This is a genomic window from Collinsella ihumii (assembly GCF_900046475.1).
GTDB lineage: Bacteria > Actinomycetota > Coriobacteriia > Coriobacteriales > Coriobacteriaceae > Collinsella > Collinsella ihumii.
In genome coordinates this window covers 16,468-34,294 of the sequence record NZ_FCOU01000013.1, presented here as the reverse complement: position 1 = coordinate 34,294, position 17,827 = coordinate 16,468, and the positions used below count along the sequence as shown (strand labels likewise).

Here is a 17,827-nt window from a genome sequence, read left to right as displayed (position 1 = left end):
CCTCGGGTGGTAGGTGTATCCGGGTGGCCACCCTGAGCACATCTTACGAGGCGAAGATTGAGGAAAGCTTTAGGTCGGCTGACGAAATCGGAAGATCGTTCAGAAAAGGGATGAGATGCAGCCGCGCAAAACAAAGCGCCCGTCGGCCGAAATGGCCGACGGGCGCCATCAGTCACAGATCGTGCCGCGCATCTACCCAGCGAGCTTGGCCGCGAAGTCCGCGAGCGTGCCGGGGATGTCGATCTGCTGCGGGCAGACCGCCGCGCAGCTGCCGCAGCCGATGCAGGCGTCCGGGCGCTTGTCCTCGGGCAGCGCGTTCACGTACATGCTGGGGATGAACCCGCCCTTGCCGCCGGTCACGATGGCCTCGTTGTACATCTCCAGCAGCTTGGGGATGTCGAGCCCCTGCGGACAGTGGCTCGTGCAGTAGTGGCACGCGGTGCACGGCACGGTGCCGCGACCGAGCATCTCGTCCACAACCGCCTGCAGCGCCGCGGACTCCTCCTCGTTCAGCGGCTTATCCTCGGAGAACGTCTGGATGTTCTCCTTCAGCTGCTCGAAGTTGGACATGCCGGACAGCGTCACGCAGACCTCGGGGATACCCTGGATGAAGCGGAACGCCCACGCGACCGTGGACTCGTCGGGGCGCAGCTCGTGCAGGTGCGCGCTCTCCTCATCGGTGATCTGCGCAAGCTTGCCGCCGCGCACCGGCTCCATGACCCACACGGGCAGGTTGTACTTGCTCAGCAGCTCGACCTTGCCCTTGGCGTCCTGGAACTCCCAGTCCAGGAAGTTCAGCTGGATCTGGCAGAACTCCATGTGCTCGCCGTACGCCTCCAGGAAGCGCTTCATCACCGGGATGGCGCCGTGAGCGGAGAATCCCAGATGGCGGATGCGGCCGGCCTCCTTCTGCTTAAGCAGGTAGGCGACGATGCCGTGGTCGAGATTGAGGTACTCGTCGATATTCATCTCGCACACGTTGTGGATGAGATAGAAATCGAAATACCCCGCACCGGTCTTCTCGAGCTGCTTCTCGAAGATCTCCTCGACCTTGTCCATGTTCGACAGGTCGTAACCGGGAAACTTGGTGGCGAGGTAGAAGGAGTCGCGCGGATGGCGGGCGAGCGCAGTACCCATCGCGATCTCGGAATTGCCGCCATGATAGCCCCACGCGGTGTCGAAGTAGTTGACGCCCTGCTCCAACGCGTAGTCGACCATCTCGTCGACCGCGGCCTGATCGATCTTGGTGTCATCACCGTCGACAACCGGCAGGCGCATCGCGCCAAAGCCGAGCGCGGACAGCTTCATGCCCTGAAAGTCCTTGTACAGCATCTGTTTTCCCCTCTGTACGCGTGCACAACACGAAAGACCACAGCACACGGCGCGGCCCTGCGCATATGGTAGAACCTGGACCGCGCTCCAAGTCAATCGGGTCGCGCAACATCCGCGCGCCGTTTTTGTACTTGACGTAAACGCTCGCAGACGCGCGCCGCGCCATCCCCGCGTGTCCCCTCAAGGGTTTATTATGGTGCAGTGAAACATATGCGCGCTGCCATAGCGGCGCGTTTGAGAGATGGAGCGACCATGAGCGACGAGCGTACAACCAAACAGCCCGGCGTTTGGGACGAAGACATACAGGCAAGCGACGAGGCGCAGGAGGGCGCGTCGGTCGACGACGATGAGGCCGCCGAGACGGACGCCGCCGTCGACGAGGAGCCCGAAGCAGAAGAGCCGCTCTACCTCGCCGAGGACGAAGACGAAAACGACATCGTCGAGGAGGACGATGCCGAGGGTGACGACCCCGAGGACAGCGCCCCTGACGCAGGCGAGCCCGCAGACGACGAGACCCCGGCAGAAGACGAGGACGACCTGCCCGCCGACCTCGATGAGGACGGCGCAGACGAGGCCGACGGCGATGAGCCCGAGGTCCCGCATGCCGCTGCCGACGACGCGGAGCCGGAGTACTACGGCAGCATGCCGCGCTTTCTGACGCGCGAGGAGTACGAGAACTTCGGCGATGACCCCGAGCCGCTGCCCGAGGGATTCGAGGTCATCGAGGGAGGCGCGGGCAACACCGGCAGCATGCCGCCCGTCTCCGCCGCACCCTCCCCCGCCCCCGCCGAACCCGAGCAGCACGGCCCGTCCAAAGGCGAGCATTTCGCGCGCGCCGCGTCGGTCGCCGCCAAGGAGGCCGCGAGCACGGTCAACGCGTTCATCAGGCAGGGCGTCGGCGCCGTGCGCGAGATGAGCGACGCCAAGCGCGCCCACGCCGAGGCGCGCGAGCAGCTCGAAGAGCTCAAGCACCGCATCACCGACCAGACCGCCGAGCTCGAGCACCGTCGCGACGTCACCGAGCGCTACCCCGAGATCATCCAGGAGCAGACGACGCGCAAGTCGAGCGCCGCGGCATCGATCAAGGCCGCCCAGGCGCTCCAGAAAACCATCCAGGACAACATCGACATGCTCAAAAAGCAGCTCGATGACATGCGCGCGAGCGACGAGGCGACCGAGAAGCGCCTCAAGTCGGCCCTGGAGGCCGCCGAGAACCGCGAGGAATCCGCCCGCGACGCCGCCAACCGCCTCAAGCGGCGCCTTTCCGACGCGCAGCGCGCCGTCGAGAAGGCGCAGGAGGCCAAGGCGACGAACATCGAGACGGCCCAGCATGCGGTCGAGGCGGCAAACGCGCGCCTTAACACGCTCCGCGAGGAATACGCCGAGCTGCAGCGCAACCCCTCGGCGAACTCCGCCGCCTACAGCGTGCGCGACAACCAGCTCTCCGCCGAGATCGCCGACGCGACCGAGGAGCTGCGCCGCGCCAAGGAGAACCTGCCGCGCGTGACCGCGGACGCCGAGGCGACGCTTCTGGCCGCCAAGTCCGCGCTTGCCGAGGCGGAGAGGCCCGTCGCCGAGGCCAAGAACTCCTTCCGCGGTATCGCCGACGAGACGGGCAACGCGCGCGATGCGCTCGAGGCGTCCCGCAAGGAAGCCGCCGACCGCCAGAAGGCTCTCAAGAGCAAGATCTCCGAGCAGGAGCGCGCCTACCGGGATCAGCAGCGGGCCCAGGAGGAGGCGCAGGCAGAGATCGCCGACGCCGACGACACCATCACCAAGGCCGCCGAGATCCACGACAACCCCGACGTCACCGACCGCATCGCCGCATCGCTTGCCGCCGACACCGCCGAGCACGATGAGCTCATGCAGCAGGTCCAGGCCCTCGCGGAAACCGAGGCGAACGTCCGCGAGCGCACGCGCGACTCGCGCGTGAAGTTCATCGGCGCCATCGCCGCCGTCATCGTCGTGATCGTGATCATCGCGGCCATCTGGTTCGCGCTCACGTAAATGCGCTGGCTCGGCATCGACGGGGGCGGCACCAAGACCGCGTTCTCCATCTACGACGAAAGCCTTCGGCAGGTCGACCGCATCGTGCTGCCGACCTGCCACTATGCGCAAGCGGGCCTGACGGGCATGCGCGCGGTGCTCGCCGAGGGAACCGAGCGCGCCATCGCGACCGGGCATCTGGGCCCACGCTTTGGCATCGGGTTTTCCATCTGCGGGTTCGGCGAAGATGCCGAGGCGGACCGCGCCGCGAAGGACGCCGCGCACGATATCGCGCAAGGGAGGCCCTATGCGCTCGTCAACGATGTCGAGGCCGCTTGGGCTGCCGGACTCGACATGCGCGACGGCATCGCCCTGATCGCCGGCACCGGCTCCATCGCGCTCGGCGTGCGCGCAGGGCGCACCGTGCGCTGCGGCGGCTGGGATTTCGAGATCGGCGACGAGGGCAGCGGTGGCTGGATGGGTCGCGAGGTGCTGCGCGCCTTCACGCGGCAGGCCGACGGCCGCGATGCCCGAGGACCCCTGTACGACCTGGTGCGTCGCGAGCTTGCCCTCGAGAGCGATTTCGACATCATCGGACGCGCCCGCACCCTGCTCGCCGACCGCACGCAGACGGCCGCGCTCAGCCGTCTGGCAAGCGAAGCCGCGTGCGCAGACGACTCGAGCGCCCGGGCGATCTTTGAACGCGCGGCTGCCGAGGAGGCGGATATGGTCGGCGCCATCGTGCGCCAGCTGTTCCGCGACCTCACAGACAGCCCGGCAGCGATCCCGGTCGCCTACATCGGCGGCACCTTCAACGCGGGCGATCTCATCTTGAATCCGCTTGCCGACGCGCTCCCCTCCTGCTGCCGGCTCGTCGCCCCCGTCCACGAGCCGGACCTCGGCGCGGTCCTTATCCTGCGCGACCGCCTGAATAAAGACCGCTGAGCTGGGACGTTCCAGGACGAGGCCAGCCCTGCCGATCGGAAAGCTACGACACGCGCTCGAGCGTCACCGCGGTGCCGCTCGCCGTGACCATGAGCATGCCGCCCTGGCCGAGCACCTCGTAGTCGAGGTCGACGCCCACCACGGCGTGGGCCCCGAGCTAGGAAGCGCGCCGGCCGAGCTCGTCGAGCGCCTCCTCGCGCGCGGAGATCAGCTCGTCCTCATAGCCCTTGCTGCGCCCGCCGACCAGGTTGCGCAGGCTCGCGCCGATATCCTTGATGAAGTCGACGCCCGCGATGACCTCGCCGAACACGATGCCGTAATACCCGCTGATGCGGTACCCCTCGACGTTGGGTGTGGTCGTGATGATCATGGCTCCACCTTTCTATCCGAGACGGCCCGGCATCAGCCGCCGGGTCGTCTTGCGGTACAAGCGCGCCTACTGCTCGATGGCCGTCACGGGACGCACCAGCGCCGCGCCAACATCTTCGGCGACCGCCGTCGCGTCCTCATCCTCCTGCGATCCGTCGGCAGTCGGCGCCTCCTCGGCCGTGCAGGTGAAGGCGATCTGGTCGCCCACCCGGTAGCGCACGATGGAAAGCAGGTCGGGCAGGGCAAAATCGTAGATGTCGGAGGAGCCCTCGAGCGTTACGTAGAAATGGGAGTTGCCGTCGATGACCGCCTGCGCGATCGTCGCGATCTTGCCCTCGACCCGCTGCTGCACGCCCGACGCCTCGGCCTGCTCATCGGAGAGCGTTCCGTCCGCAGCGAGCATCTGCAGATAGCTATCCTGGCAGGCGGCGACCGTCGAGCCCGTAGCGACATTCTGGTAATGCTCGACGTTGAGCATCGCGTACATCTTCACCAGGCCGGCATCATCCTTCATGGCCATGAAATACGTGGGCTGACCGGCCACGTTGAGCAGCAGCGGGAACGTCGCCTGGTAGCGCAGGTTCTGGAGCTCACCCTCGGCGCTCGCCATCGCGGAGTCCTCGGTCGCCCCCGCGACGGGATAGAAGTGGGACTCGCCCGTGCGCTGGTTCACGAGGATGAACCCGACGTTCGAGCTGTCGGCGGTCACGCTCGACACGCCGGAATACAGGTAGATGTCCTCACCCTGCGCCAGGTAGTTGTAGCCCAGCTCGCCGTCGGTCCCACGCGTGGTCCGCACCACGTCGCGCTGGCCCAGCCACGAGTTGAGCCAGCCGTTCACGTAGGCCCCGCTCCAGTTGTACTGCTGGATGATGAGGTCGCTCGGATACGCGCGGTCGACCCACGTGGGGACGTCCTCGACCGCGTAGTCCGCCGTCTCGCCGGTGCAGGCGTTCACGAGCACCACGCGCTGGATGGTCGTGCCCTCGAACAGACCGATGGTGCGGCGCTGCACGGGATAGACCCACCACGGCGTGCCGTCCTCGTCGAGCTCGAACGACTTCTGGTCGAACATGTAGGTCGGGTACTTGAGCTGCACGTAGCGGTCGACGTTGCGCGCAAGCGGCTCGGACTCGCTGTACTTGATGGGCTCGTCCAGCCGAACGACCTCGGCCTCCTGGGTCACCATGTCGACCAGCACGTAGGCCGGGATGCCCGACTCGCGGTTCGAGAACCATTTGAACAGGTCGGCGTAGATCAGCGGGCTCACGCGCACCGGGCGGCCCTGGTAGTTGATCTGGCTGTAGGCATCCGAGATCTCGAACTGGCTCACGTACTCGGGGATCGAGCCCATGGCGCGGGCGCCGAGCAGGATGGCCGACGCGCGGTCGATCACCGGCACGTCAGCGTAATCGACCTCCTGGATGTCCTCGGCGAAATCGCCGTCGGTCGTCTCGAGCACCGTGGCGTAGCGCTCCGCGTTGCCCGGAATGAACGGGAATCCGGCGACGACGCCCACCACGAACGCCGCGATCACGGCGATCGGCACGATGATCAGGCGGCGCAGCAGCACTTCGTGCTTCGTCGAGCGCATCGAGAGCACCTTGAGCGCAAAGGCCGCGACGGCGGCGATTCCCAGAATCCAGCTCCAGACCTGCGGGCTCTGCAGGTTGAGCGCAGGATGGAACCACCAGTAGCTCGCGGCGAGCACGACGACGAGCACGATGCAGGCCACGATCAGGGCCCGTTTGCTCCATTGCGCCAAGCGGTCGAGCAGGTCGCCTCCCGCATGCCCTCGCGGCCCGCGCGACGAGCGGCGCTTTCCGCCCCCTGAGCTGCTCGAGGCCGACGTCCCCTTCTTGTCGTCCCCCTTGGCATCGTCCGCGTCGCCGATCACCGCGTCCACCGGTATGGCGTCGTCGCCGTCTCTGTCCTCGGGCACGGGCATCCCCATCATGCGAAGCAATCTGAACAGGTCTTCATGGTCGTTGGCCATGGGTTCGCTCCTTCGTAGCGGTTCGACTCACGAGGCTATGATACCCAAGTGCGCGCATGCCCAACGACGGGGAGGGCCAGCTTCTTAGGGAAGCGCTGGCCAACGCACCGTCCTTCCCTCTGCTGCGCCGGAGGACCCCGGGGGATGCCGCACTCCGTGGGAAAAGTGGCTAGAATTTTCTGTTTTGCTGTAAGCCGGGCGCGGCGGAGATGTCCGGATAAACCGTTTTGGCTGTATTGGCTGGCTGCGAAGCTGGTTTCTGGACCCAAAGATCCCCGAATCGGGCGCTCCCGGGGAGAAATCGGTGCCGGCGGCGGGCTTCCGACCCCTCCATCCAGGCTCAGCTACAGCAAAATAGAAATTTCTAGCCACTTTCGCCCGGAAGAGGTCGCGGCAGGGGCCATGCGGGCGCTCCCGATCGGAATTAACCAGCGTTCCCTACCGTTCGGCCATGGCCCTGAGCACCCAGTCGACCGGTCCGGGCTGGAGCCTGCGGCGCACGTCGCGCAGGCGTTCGGGGATGTCGATCTGCTGGGGGCAATGGCGCGTGCAGGCACCGCACCCCACGCAGTTGCTCGCAAGGCGCGGCGAGCCGGTGCGGATGGCGCTCGCCGTGAAATACTGCTGCACGCCCGTAAACCAGCTGTGGGCGAAGCTCGCGTTGTACGCGGCGAAGCATCCGGGGATGTTGACGCCGCGCGGGCAGGGCATGCAGTAGCTGCAGCCGGTGCACGGGATGCGATTGGCCTGCTCGATGTGGCCGAGCGCCTCCTGGACGACCTCGAGCTCGGACTTCCCCATGCTGCCGGGCAGGGCGCGGCAGGCGATCCGGGCGTTGTCGGCAACCTGCTCGGCGCTCGTCATCCCCGAAAGCAGCATGGTCACCTCGGGGTGGTTCCACACCCACGACAGCCCCCATGCGGCGGGCGTCGTCAGATGCTCATGGGACGCCATGTCGAAGACGCGCTGCGCCGCGCGCGGAAGCTTGGTCGCCAGACGGCCCCCGAGCAGCGGCTCCATGATGAACACGGCCATCCCCCGCCCGGCAGCGGCCTTGAGGCCCGCGGTCCCCGCCTGATAATGCTCGTTGGCGTAGTTGTACTGGATCTGGCAGAAATCCCAATCGTAGGCGTCGAGCACCACCGGGAAGTCGACGGCGCTGCCGTGGAAGGAGAATCCGATCTGACGGATGCGCCCCCGTTCCTTCTGGGCGGCTATCCAGTCCTCGATCCCCAAGCCGCGCACCCGTTCCCACTGACCCGGGCTCGTGATGTTGTGCATGAGGTAGTAGTCGATATGATCGGTTCGAAGACGGCGCAGCTGCTCGTCGAAGAAGCGATCGAAGTCGTCTGCGCGCTTGCAGGAGGCATGGGGCAGCTTGGTCGCCAGGAACACCCGGTCGCGCATGCCGAGTTTCTCGAGCGTCGCCCCCACGACGGCCTCGTTGCCCGGATACAGGTAGGCGGTGTCCAGGTAGTTGATGCCCGTCTCCACCGCCGCCGAGATGATCGAGGCGGCCGCCCGGGCGTCGGGTTTGCCTAGGGCAAAGCCCGGGATGCGCATGCAGCCGAGTCCCAGCGCCGAAATCCTGTTGCCGCTTTTAGGGTCGATTCGATACTGCATTCATCCTCCTGTACAACCCATCGCCCCCTGGAAGCCGGACCCGGCGCCAAAACGCACCGCCTAGGCGACCGCGTCCTTCATCTTCTTGATCAGCTCCTTTTTCGAAGAGCAGACCACGAGCTTGCCGTCGATGCGCGCGAACGTGCGCCCGGAGTCGGCGTCCTTCTTCTTGACGCACGCGTGCACGCAGCCCTCTTTCCAGTAGCTTTTGTCGATGGTCCCCTTGAGGTCCTTCGGCGAGATGCCCGAGCACTTCTTGCAGAACTTGATAACCGTCTTTCCCATGATGGCTCCCCAACATAGTCGCAGCCCGTTAATTGTTATCGGGATTGTTGCATATTGCAAAACGTTTGCCAAGGGAAACTTCGATAAGGGTCCTCGGGAGGCGGCCCCGATCAGTGACGGTCGCGATACCACCGGACGAACACGGCGATGGCGAGCGCCACGAACACGACGGGCAGCAGGCGCAGCGCGCCGACAAGCACCGTGCCCAAAAACGACAGCACCAGCGATATGACGGCGGCTATCACAAGCAGGATGCCTAGGTAGACCAATAACTCCATGTACGTCTCCTCCATGTCGTCTTTCTCCTCCATTATCCCCTATTACCTTGTCCCCTGTGACCAAAGACCTCCCTTGCCCCTCGAAACCGCTACACTGGATGAAACGTCCGGGAGATGGAGGCCGCACATGGGACTGTTGGATCGCATTCGCGCATGGGGCTCGGCAGACGACACGAAGGCGCCCACGGTGCGAAGCCCCCAAGAGGCACAGCTCATCGAAACCATGCAGGACCGCATCGGCGACCCGCTGCACGAGGAGCGCCCCATCCGGCTCTACCTGCGCTTCACCGGGGAGGTGCAGGGCGTGGGATTCCGCTGGACCAACATGGGGCTCGCGCGCGAGCACGGTATGACGGGCTGGGTCATGAATCTGTCCGACGGCTCGGTCGAGATGGAGATCCAGGGGACTCCGAAGCAGGTCATCGTCCATCTTGACGAGCTCCATGCGTATTACCGACGGTTCGCCAACCGCATCTGGCTTGAGGAGAAGCGCGAGATTCCCGTGATCGCGGACGAGACGTCGTTCGAGGCGCGCTACGAGCCCGGCATCACTCTATAATGGTTCGGCTTGATGTCCGTTCAGAAAGGATCCAACGCTTGAACGTCACCATCTATACCGACGGCGCCGCACGCGGCAACCCCGGCCCCGGCGGATACGGAGCCGTGCTGCGCTACACCGCTCCTTCGGGCAAGGTGCACGTGCTCGAACTGTCGCGCGGATACGAGCGCACCACCAACAACCGCATGGAGCTCATGGCGGTCATCGCCGCGCTCGAGGTGCTCAACCGCCCCTGCACCGTCGAGCTGCACTCCGATTCGCAGTACGTGGTGAACGCGTTCAACAAGCACTGGATCGAGGGCTGGCAGAAGCGCGGCTGGAAGACCGCGGCGAAGAAGCCGGTGAAGAACCCCGACCTGTGGCGGCGCCTGCTCGCAGCGAAGCAGCAGCACCAGGTCACTTTCGTGTGGGTCAAGGGCCACGCCGGCCACACCTTCAACGAGCGCTGCGACCAGCTCGCCACGAGCGCCGCCGACAACGGGCCGCTCTATGTCGACGAGGGCTTCGTGGAGGGCGACGTCGATTAACGGCGCCTTTTAGGGGATGGGTCGAAATGAACCCGTCCCCACAGGACCCATCCAAAAAAGCGCCAAAGCAGGTGTCATTTTATGGAGACGGACGCCATACCTTGATTCGGGCTTTTTCTTTTGCTGAAATGCACATGAGGTCAGTTGAAAAGGAGGGCGCCATGACGGTGCAGCGCAGGAACACCAAGCAGCGCACGCTCGTGCTCGACGCGGTGCGCTCTCGCAACGACCACCCCACCGCCGAGGACATCTACCTCGACGTCCGTCGTCAGGACGACAAGATCAGCCGGGCCACGGTCTACCGCAATCTGCGCCTTCTGGAAGACACCCATGCGATCACCTGCGTCAAGGCGCCCGGCGGCGACCGCTTTGACCTGCGCCTCGACGCGCACGCGCACGTCGTGTGCACCGAATGCGGAGCCGTCATCGACGCCACGCTCCCCTATGACGAGTCGGCCGACAACGCCGTCGCAACCGGCACCGGCTACGCCGTCACGGGGCACAGCACCATCTTCACCGGCATCTGCCCGAACTGCCAGCGCGCAGAAAACCCTGAACAGTAGCTTTCGCGATCAGTCGCGCGAGATGCCCTTGAGCCGTTCGAGGATGAGGTTCAGCGAGCGGTACATCTGGATGCGCTGGATGTCGCCAAGCTCCTCGCCCGCCTCCGCGACGACGCGGCGGATGATCTCGCCCACCGTATCGGTGACCTCGCGGCCGCGCTTGGTCAGGCGCACCGGAGCCCGGTAGCGCGACCCCGTCTTCTGCTCGCCCGCGACCTCGACGAAACCGTCCTCCTCCAGATGGGCAAGCGTGCGCGAGACCGCGGCGCGCGTGACGTCCGCCTCGCGCGCAAGCTCGGATCCGGTCAGCCCCTCCTCATGCTGCCCCAGGTAGTACAAGCACATGATGTCGGATCCCTTGAGACCCAGCTTGGAGGCCTCGACCGTCTTGATGCGCTGGATCTCTTTGGAGATCAGCGTGATGAGGCCCACGAAATCCTCGAATCGCTCCGTCTCCACGGGGCCTCCTTCCATCCGTAACTTGTTAACGCGTCAACATTCATTCTATCGATGTGTTCCTGCAGTTCAAACGGGGTCAACCGGTCTTCACAGACGCGACAAAGGAGGGGACGGCCAGGCGGCGGCGATCCGGTCGCCCGCGCCCCGAAAAGGGCGAACCCGCCCGCCGCAATCGAGTGCGGCGAGCGGGTTCGCAAGAAGGCAAGGGCGGTGATGCGCCTTAGCGGTTCTTCTTGGCGAGGTCCTTGAGGTCGACGCCCGGATAGCGCGTGTTGAAGTTGTCCTTGAACTTCTGCGCCAGCGCCTCGGCCTCGCGGTCATACGCCTCGGGATCCTCCCAGGTGTCGCGCGGGTTGAGCAGCTCGGTGGGAACGCCGGGGCAGGCGATGGGCACCTCGACGTCGAACAGGTCGTTGTGGCGATAGCCCGCGATGTCCAGCTCACCGGTCTGCGCGGCCTTGACGAGCGCGCGGGTGTGGAACAGCGCGATGCGGTGGCCGACGCCGTAGGGGCCGCCGGTCCAACCGGTGTTCACGAGGTAGACGCGCGTGTTGTTCTGCGCGATCTTCTCGCCCAGCAGGTAGGCGTACACCATGTGGTCGAGCGGCATGAACGGCTCGCCGAACAGCGCGGAGAACGTGGGCTGCGGCTCCTTGACGCCCAGCTCCGTGCCGGCGACCTTGGCGGTGTAGCCGGTGAGGAAGTGGAACATGGCCTGCTCGCGGGAGAGCTTGGAGATCGGGGGCAGCACGCCGTAGGCGTCGGCGGTCAGGAACAGCACGACGCTCGGGATCTCACCGGTGCCGGACTCGACGACGCGCTCGATGTGCTCGAGCGGATAGGCGGCGCGGCCGTTCTCGGTGATGGAGCTGTCGGAGTAGATGGCGGCGCGGGTGCGACGGTCGAGCTTGACGTTCTCGGACACCGAGCCGAAGCGGATGGCGTCGAAGATGTCCGGTTCGCGCTCACGCGTGAGGTCGATGGTCTTGGCGTAGCAGCCGCCCTCGATGTTGAACACGCCGCGCGGGCTCCAGCCGTGCTCGTCGTCGCCGATGAGCAGGCGCTCGGGGTCGGCCGACAGCGTGGTTTTGCCGGTGCCGGACAGGCCGAACAGGATGCAGGTCCTGCCGGTGTTGGGATCGACGTTCGCCGAGCAGTGCATGGGCAGCACGCCGTCCTCGATGGGCAGCAGGTAGTTCATCATCGTGAAGACGGCCTTCTTGATCTCACCGCAGTACCCGGTGCCGGCCACGACGATCTTCTTCTTGTTCATATCGAGGATGACAGCCGCGGGCTCGACGCCGTCGCGGTCGCGAGAGCACACGTAGGAAGGCGCGGCGAAGACCAGGATCTCGGGGCGACCGAAGACCTCGAGCTCATCCTTGGTGGGACGAACGAGCATGTTCTGGATGAACAGGGCCTGATGCGCGCGCTCGCACACGACCATGACCTTGCGGGCGTACTGGCGGTCGGCGCCGGCGTAGCCGCGGATGACAAACAGGTGGCGACGCTGGGACATGTAGCGGGTCACGTTCTTGCGGACGCGCTTGTAGGTCTTGTCGTCGATCGGCTTGTTCGTGGGGCTGTTCCAGTTGACGTTCTTCTCGGCGGCCCCGGCGTCGACGATGTAGCGGTTCTCGGGAGAGCGGCCGGTGAAGGCACCCGTGCTGACCGAGAGGGAGCCGGTCGAGGTGAGGTAGCCCTCGTGGTGAGAAATGGCGTGCTCGATGAGCTTGGCAGGGCTCCAGTCGACGTGCACGCGATCGATGTCGCAGTCGATGCCCGATTCCAACAGTATGGTCTCGATCATAAGCAGCAACCTTTCATACTCGGCGCGATGCTCGGCGCAAGGCGCCCTACTAAATAAACCCACGTTGGATGGGGCGTTGTCCCGAGAGGACAGCGCACTTGCTACATAATACCTGCAGAAGTGACTCCCCGTATAGCGAGATATCGGTGAAAGAACAGCAACGGGGCACAAATGTACCGGATACCTATTCGAGGGTCGCACGAGGCTCCGAGAAATGGTATAAAGGTGCATTTCGTTTCGCCGGGGCGCTCGATGGCCCGCCGGACGCCCCCCGCCGCACCGCACCGGATCCGCTTACTTCAACCTGCAACAGTGACGGTATCACCCGGCCGGAATGCACGGAATCGGCGGCGATTCCGTGCATTCCGGCCGGGTGATACCGTCGGAGTTGCACCACGGGGCACGCGGTGCGGAATAAACTGGTCGGTAGCCCGAGGGCCAACCGCTCCCCTACAGCATCGTGCCCGCCATCGCGATCAGCGACATCGCAACCAAAAAGCCCAGCGCGTACGGCAGGACCGAGCGCAGGAGCTCCGCGTCCTTCCCCACCACGCGCACCGAGGCGAGACCGATGGCGAGGGTCTGCGGCGAGAGCATCTTGCCCGCCGCGACGCCGAGCTCGTTCAGGGCGACCATCCAGTACGGATCGGCCCCGAGCGCCGAGGCGGCCTGTGCCTGCACGGGACCGAACAGCATGCCGGAGCTCGTCCCCGAGCCGGTCACGAAGGCGCCCACCATGCCGATCCACGGCGCCACCAGAGGATAGAGGCCCCCGGTCATCTGGATGCAGAACGCGGAGATGGACGAGATCATGCCCGCATAGCCCATCACCTTGGCGCACCCGAGCACCGCGAGCATAGTGACGACCGTCGGCATCATCTGCCGAACCGTGGCGGCGAACACCCGCGCCATCTGGCCTGCCCCCGCGCCCTGGATGCGCCCGCCCGCCAGAGCGGCGACGATGATCCACACGCCGGGCGTGTTCACCCAGGAAAACGACAGCGAGCCGGGGTCCGCACCGGTGTACACGACGACCGTCGAGCTGAATTGCGCGAGCCATGCGTTGAGGGGCGCCACGAGCTTCGAGGTCCCCATGAGGAGCACGAAAATCAAGATGAAGGTGGACCAGGCGACGAGCGCCTCGCGGATGCCGACCGCCTGCGACCGGTCGACCTTCATATGGAACCGTGCGTCGAGCACGTCGGCCCGCTCTGCGCGCATGCCCAGCAGGGCCGTGCAGGCCAGCGAGCAGATGGAGCCGACCACGACCGAGAGCTCGGGCCCCACCAGCGCGGCCACGACCGCCGTGGGCACGATGAACGACACGCCCGAGACGAGGGCGATGACGCCGACGCCCCGCATGCGGACGGTAAACGAGGCGGTCTGGGTGTTGCCCGACCCCGCCACGAGCACGATCAGGAAGGGCGCCGCGATGAAGAACGGGGCGAGCTGGATCGCCTCGGTGAAGGCGAGCTGCGCGGGGTCGAGCCCCACGAGGCCCGCGAGCGAGACCGTCGGGATGCCGATGGACCCGTAGGGCGTGGGCACGCCGTTGGCCAGCAGGCAGACGAGCACCGACGACAGGGGGCTGAACCCGAGGCCCACGAGCATGCCGGCGGGGATGGCGACCGCGGTGCCGAAGCCCGCCATGCCCTCCATGAAGCCGCCGAAGCACCAGGCGATCAGCAGGGCGAGAATGCGGCGGTCGCTCGAGATGGAGCAGATCATCCTGCCGATCACATCCATCGCGCCCGTGCTCACGCACAGGTTGTAGGCGAAGACCGCGGCGATGATGACCAAGACGATCGGCCAGAGCGCCATGCAGAAGCCCTCGAGGCTCGCCGTCGCCACCTCGCGCAGAGGCAGGTGCCACATGAGGAACGCGAGGGCGCAGGCGATGAGAAACGAGCCGATGGCAGCCTTCCACGCCGGAAGCCTGAAGACGAGCAGGACGACCACCAGCCACAGGATCGGGGCGAGCGCCAGGATGAATGCGAGCAGATCCATGGGACTCCTTCACGATGAAAAACCGGAATGGAAAATAATTTCGATATCAGCACCATCAGCATACCGCAACAGCCGTCATGAAAACGCGCCGTCGCCATGAAATCGGCGCATGGCTATCTGCGCCGAACCGTCTATGTCACGGCAGCGCGTCTTCCAAGAAGGGCACGGCGACGCCGATCGATTCCGCGCCACCCCGGCGGCCCCCTACCAATATGGAACGAAACGGCAGATGTGGGCCCTTCCCCCACAGGGGAGCCGACGGCAACGTATCATGTGGGGGACATCGATTCTTCTGGAGGCTCATGGCTCTCTCACTTCTCGACCGCCTGCGCGCCCGACGCGCAGCTCGCGCAGCCGCCCGCGCCGTCGGCAAGCCGCAGTACCGCACCGTACCCGCAAGCTCCGTTCCGCCCGCGACGCCGGCGCGCACGCCGTCGCGCCCGCATCGCACCGGCCCTATCGCCCGTCTCGTCAACCGCTGGTGGAACCGCCTGCTGCAATCCGTCTACGAGGGCTCCCTCTCCGAGCAGGAGGCCCAGTACGAAGAGGGCAGCACCACGCGCGACTACCTGTGGAACACCATCGGCACCTCGGTCTGGGGGTTCACCTTCCCGCTGCTCACCGTCGTTGCGACCCAGCTCGCCGGCGTCGAGGGCGCCGGCATGTTCTCCATGGCGTTCGTCGTGGGCACCCTGCTGATGATCGCGTCGAACTACGGCATCCGCAACTACCAGGTCTCGGACATCGAGGAGGCGAACTCGTTTTCCTCCTACCAGATCAACCGCTGGCTGACGAGCATCGTCGCCCTTGCCGTCGGCGCGCTGTACTGCGCCCTGCGCGACTACGACGCCTCCATGACGACCATCTGCGCGGGCGTGTTCGTCTACAAGGTGCTCGACGGTGTCGCCGACGTCTACGAGGGCAGGCTCCAGCAGGCCGACAAGCTCTATCTCGCCGGCATCAGCCAGGCGCTGCGCTCCGTCGCGATCGTGGCGGCGTTCTCCGTGCTCCTGTTCGTGACGCGCAGCCTGGAGATCGCCTCGGTGGGCATGGCGATCGCCGCCGCCGCAACCTTCGTGCTCGTCACCGTCCCGCTCGCCCTGCTTGAGACCGAGAAGTCGCGTCCGGCGAGCATGAAGGAGGTGGCGCGCCTGTTCACGCAGGGCTTCCCGCTGTTTTGCGCCCTGTTCATGTTCAACCTCATCGAGAGCATGCCCAAGTTCGTGATGGAGGGGTCCATCGCCTACGAGAACCAGCTCTACTTCAACGCGTTGTACTTCCCGGCGCAGGGGATCCTGCTGGCGACGGGCTTTATCTACAAGCCGCAGCTCGTGCGCCTGGCGAGTATCTGGTCGAACCCGCGCAAGCGCCGTCGATTCGACCTCATCATCGGCGCCGTCGTGGGCGTGGTCGTCATCATCTCGATCGTGTGCGGGCTCTTTTTGGGCTCGATCGGCATCCCGCTCATGAGCTTCATGTACGGCGTCGACTTCGAGCAGTTCCGCCCGCTCGCCTACTGCATGGTCGCCGCCGGCGGTGTCACGGCCGTCATCGATTTCCTGTATGCGATCATCACCGTGCTGAGGCGCCAGGGCGACGTGATCCGCCTGTACCTCATCGCGTTCGCGGCGTCGGTCGCGCTGCCGCTCGCGCTCGTGAACCTGTTCGGCCTCGCGGGCGCCGTGGCGAGCTACCTCGCCGTGATGACGCTGCTGCTCTGCCTGCTGGTCTGGCAATACGCCCAGATTCGCAAGGAGATCACGCGCCGAGCCGACCCCTTCGCCTAGGGAGGCCCCGGTTTTTTAGCGAATGCGGGCCCTTGGCCTTCCAGGGGCGCGTCTCGCGCGGCGACGGCGCACGACGGGCGGATTCCGGGCCCCGTATGCGCGCGGCGGGCAAACCGCACCGCAAAACTCCAGGAATGAGGGGGTTATTATTTTTTGAAAATGAATTTGGTGTCAATTCGGGAAGCACAGAGGGAAAACGGCCATATCTGACAAGCCTGTGACCTGCTGTTTCTTTGTCCGGCAGATTCCAGCGATCCCGCGAGGGGCACTCGATCCACCCGGAAGCGGTCCTTATTGCCCAAGAATTGATACCAAATTCAAAACAGGGCATCCGCGCACCTTGGGAAAACCTTTTATCAAGGTGCGATTCCGCACACGGGCGGATACAGCGGCCCCTTCTGCGTCAGGCGCCCTCTTCGATGGTCCCGTAGAAGACGGCGTGGTCGTCGAGGCGCATGATTCCCACGCGCCCGTGGGGCGCGCCCGCGGCGGCCGAGCAGTCGATGTCGATGCGGTCGGCCACGCCGAACGTGTCCCAGCAGGCTCCGACCTCGACCATGTTCGCCCGATCGTCCTCGTTGAGCACCGGTCCGCCCATCATCTCGGCGTAGCGCGCCAGCAGCACCGTCGGCGTGTGCCCGGAGATGACGACGGGACCGCGCCCGTCGGGACCGACCAGGCCGGTCGGCTCCCCCCAGAAGGCCCCGCGCGTCCACAGCAGGTCCTCGGGATCCTGCTCGGCGAGCGCCGCGCGCCACACGTCCTCCGGCACGTCGCCGTATCCGGTGTCCGCGTTGAAGCCGGCCGTTGCCAGATAGCCGCGCAGGCCAAGCGCGTCGATGCCGGCATGCGCGAGCAGATACGTCCTTTCGCCCGCGCTCACCACGTCGAACAGCGGCAGCGCAGAGATCCAGCGGATGATGTCCACGTACTCGTCGTGCGGGCAGGCATCGAGGCCGGCGGCCGTGGACGACCCGCCGTTCATCTCCCAGGTCAGAAGATCGAGCTGGGTCCCCGATGAGATCGTGTTGAGCAGCATGTCCTCATGGTTGCCCATCAGGACCTGCGCGTTGGGGAGGCTCCGGACCAATCGCAGCACGCCCACCGGATCGGGTCCGCGGTCGACCATGTCTCCGAGCACGTAGAGCCTGTCGTCGGCGCCAAGGGAGATCTGCTCGAGCGCCGCATCGAATGCGCGCAGATGGCCGTGCGCATCGGAGGTAACATATGTCGCCATGGCCTGCCTCGCAATCCTTAAACTTCAAGTTGAACGTTATTGTACACGTTTCCCGCTACCGCAT

General features: G+C 65.5%; 15 protein-coding genes and 1 pseudogene. 6 read left to right on the top strand and 10 right to left on the bottom strand.

The window, feature by feature from the left end:
* Window positions 1–192 precede the first annotated feature (192 nt).
* Complete coding sequence (locus BN3789_RS11045) at window positions 193–1,332, bottom strand: aldo/keto reductase (RefSeq protein WP_066834386.1); 1,140 nt, start codon at window positions 1,330–1,332, stop codon at window positions 193–195.
* Between the two features lie 252 nt (window positions 1,333–1,584).
* On the opposite strand from BN3789_RS11045, the gene BN3789_RS11040 reads away from it, so the two are divergent.
* Window positions 1,585–3,339 (top strand): coiled-coil domain-containing protein, encoded by a 1,755-nt coding sequence (locus tag BN3789_RS11040; protein WP_066834385.1) that lies wholly within the window; start codon window positions 1,585–1,587, stop codon window positions 3,337–3,339.
* Window positions 3,340–4,263 carry an N-acetylglucosamine kinase gene (locus tag BN3789_RS11035; RefSeq protein ID WP_066834384.1) on the top strand — a complete coding sequence of 308 codons (924 nt, stop codon included), beginning with the start codon at window positions 3,340–3,342 and terminating at the stop codon, window positions 4,261–4,263. It abuts the gene before it with no gap.
* A gap of 43 nt (window positions 4,264–4,306) precedes the next feature.
* Here the strand turns inward: BN3789_RS11035 and BN3789_RS11030 are convergent.
* The 5 genes and pseudogenes from BN3789_RS11030 to BN3789_RS13075 all read right to left on the bottom strand — a co-directional run bounded on the left by BN3789_RS11030 (window position 4,307) and on the right by BN3789_RS13075 (window position 8,829).
* Window positions 4,307–4,633, bottom strand: a pseudogene (locus tag BN3789_RS11030) (heavy metal-binding domain-containing protein).
* A gap of 66 nt (window positions 4,634–4,699) precedes the next feature.
* Window positions 4,700–6,628: a Tat pathway signal sequence gene (locus tag BN3789_RS11025; protein WP_229254349.1), complete on the bottom strand. Its 1,929-nt coding sequence runs from the start codon at window positions 6,626–6,628 to the stop codon at window positions 4,700–4,702.
* Between the two features lie 438 nt (window positions 6,629–7,066).
* Entirely contained in the window at window positions 7,067–8,251 is a 1,185-nt protein-coding gene (locus tag BN3789_RS11020) for an aldo/keto reductase (protein ID WP_066834381.1), read from the bottom strand.
* Between the two features lie 60 nt (window positions 8,252–8,311).
* A complete protein-coding gene (locus tag BN3789_RS11015) occupies window positions 8,312–8,536 on the bottom strand; it encodes a hypothetical protein (RefSeq protein ID WP_066834379.1) in 225 nt (74 codons plus the stop codon).
* 110 nt (window positions 8,537–8,646) lie between these two features.
* Window positions 8,647–8,829 (bottom strand): hypothetical protein, encoded by a 183-nt coding sequence (locus BN3789_RS13075; RefSeq protein WP_147569711.1) that lies wholly within the window; start codon window positions 8,827–8,829, stop codon window positions 8,647–8,649.
* Window positions 8,830–8,941: 112 nt separating this feature from the next.
* Here BN3789_RS13075 and BN3789_RS11005 point away from each other — a divergent pair, with 112 nt between their 5' ends.
* The 3 genes from BN3789_RS11005 to BN3789_RS10995 all read left to right on the top strand — a co-directional run bounded on the left by BN3789_RS11005 (window position 8,942) and on the right by BN3789_RS10995 (window position 10,463).
* Window positions 8,942–9,373 (top strand): acylphosphatase, encoded by a 432-nt coding sequence (locus BN3789_RS11005; protein ID WP_066834375.1) that lies wholly within the window; start codon window positions 8,942–8,944, stop codon window positions 9,371–9,373.
* Window positions 9,374–9,411: 38 nt separating this feature from the next.
* Window positions 9,412–9,900, top strand: coding sequence for a ribonuclease HI (gene rnhA / locus BN3789_RS11000; protein WP_066834373.1), 489 nt, complete (start codon window positions 9,412–9,414; stop codon window positions 9,898–9,900).
* Window positions 9,901–10,061: 161 nt separating this feature from the next.
* A complete protein-coding gene (locus BN3789_RS10995) occupies window positions 10,062–10,463 on the top strand; it encodes a Fur family transcriptional regulator (RefSeq protein WP_187119150.1) in 402 nt (133 codons plus the stop codon).
* Between the two features lie 9 nt (window positions 10,464–10,472).
* On the opposite strand, the gene BN3789_RS10990 is transcribed toward BN3789_RS10995, so the two are convergent.
* From BN3789_RS10990 to BN3789_RS10980, 3 genes are all read right to left on the bottom strand, one after another.
* Entirely contained in the window at window positions 10,473–10,922 is a 450-nt protein-coding gene (locus BN3789_RS10990) for a MarR family winged helix-turn-helix transcriptional regulator (protein ID WP_161939008.1), read from the bottom strand.
* Between the two features lie 220 nt (window positions 10,923–11,142).
* Complete coding sequence (pckA, locus tag BN3789_RS10985; protein WP_066834370.1) at window positions 11,143–12,732, bottom strand: phosphoenolpyruvate carboxykinase (ATP); 1,590 nt, start codon at window positions 12,730–12,732, stop codon at window positions 11,143–11,145.
* A gap of 450 nt (window positions 12,733–13,182) precedes the next feature.
* On the bottom strand, window positions 13,183–14,739 hold the full coding sequence (locus BN3789_RS10980; RefSeq protein WP_066834369.1) for an L-lactate permease: 1,557 nt from the start codon (window positions 14,737–14,739) through the stop codon (window positions 13,183–13,185).
* Window positions 14,740–15,041: 302 nt separating this feature from the next.
* Between BN3789_RS10980 and BN3789_RS10975 the strand changes: the two genes are divergently transcribed.
* Window positions 15,042–16,526, top strand: a complete 1,485-nt coding sequence (locus BN3789_RS10975; RefSeq protein WP_066834367.1) for a lipopolysaccharide biosynthesis protein — start codon at window positions 15,042–15,044, stop codon at window positions 16,524–16,526.
* 403 nt (window positions 16,527–16,929) lie between these two features.
* Here BN3789_RS10975 and BN3789_RS10970 read toward each other — a convergent pair whose 3' ends face one another.
* Entirely contained in the window at window positions 16,930–17,763 is an 834-nt protein-coding gene (locus BN3789_RS10970; protein WP_066834366.1) for a metallophosphoesterase, read from the bottom strand.
* Between the last annotated feature and the right edge of the window lie 64 nt (window positions 17,764–17,827).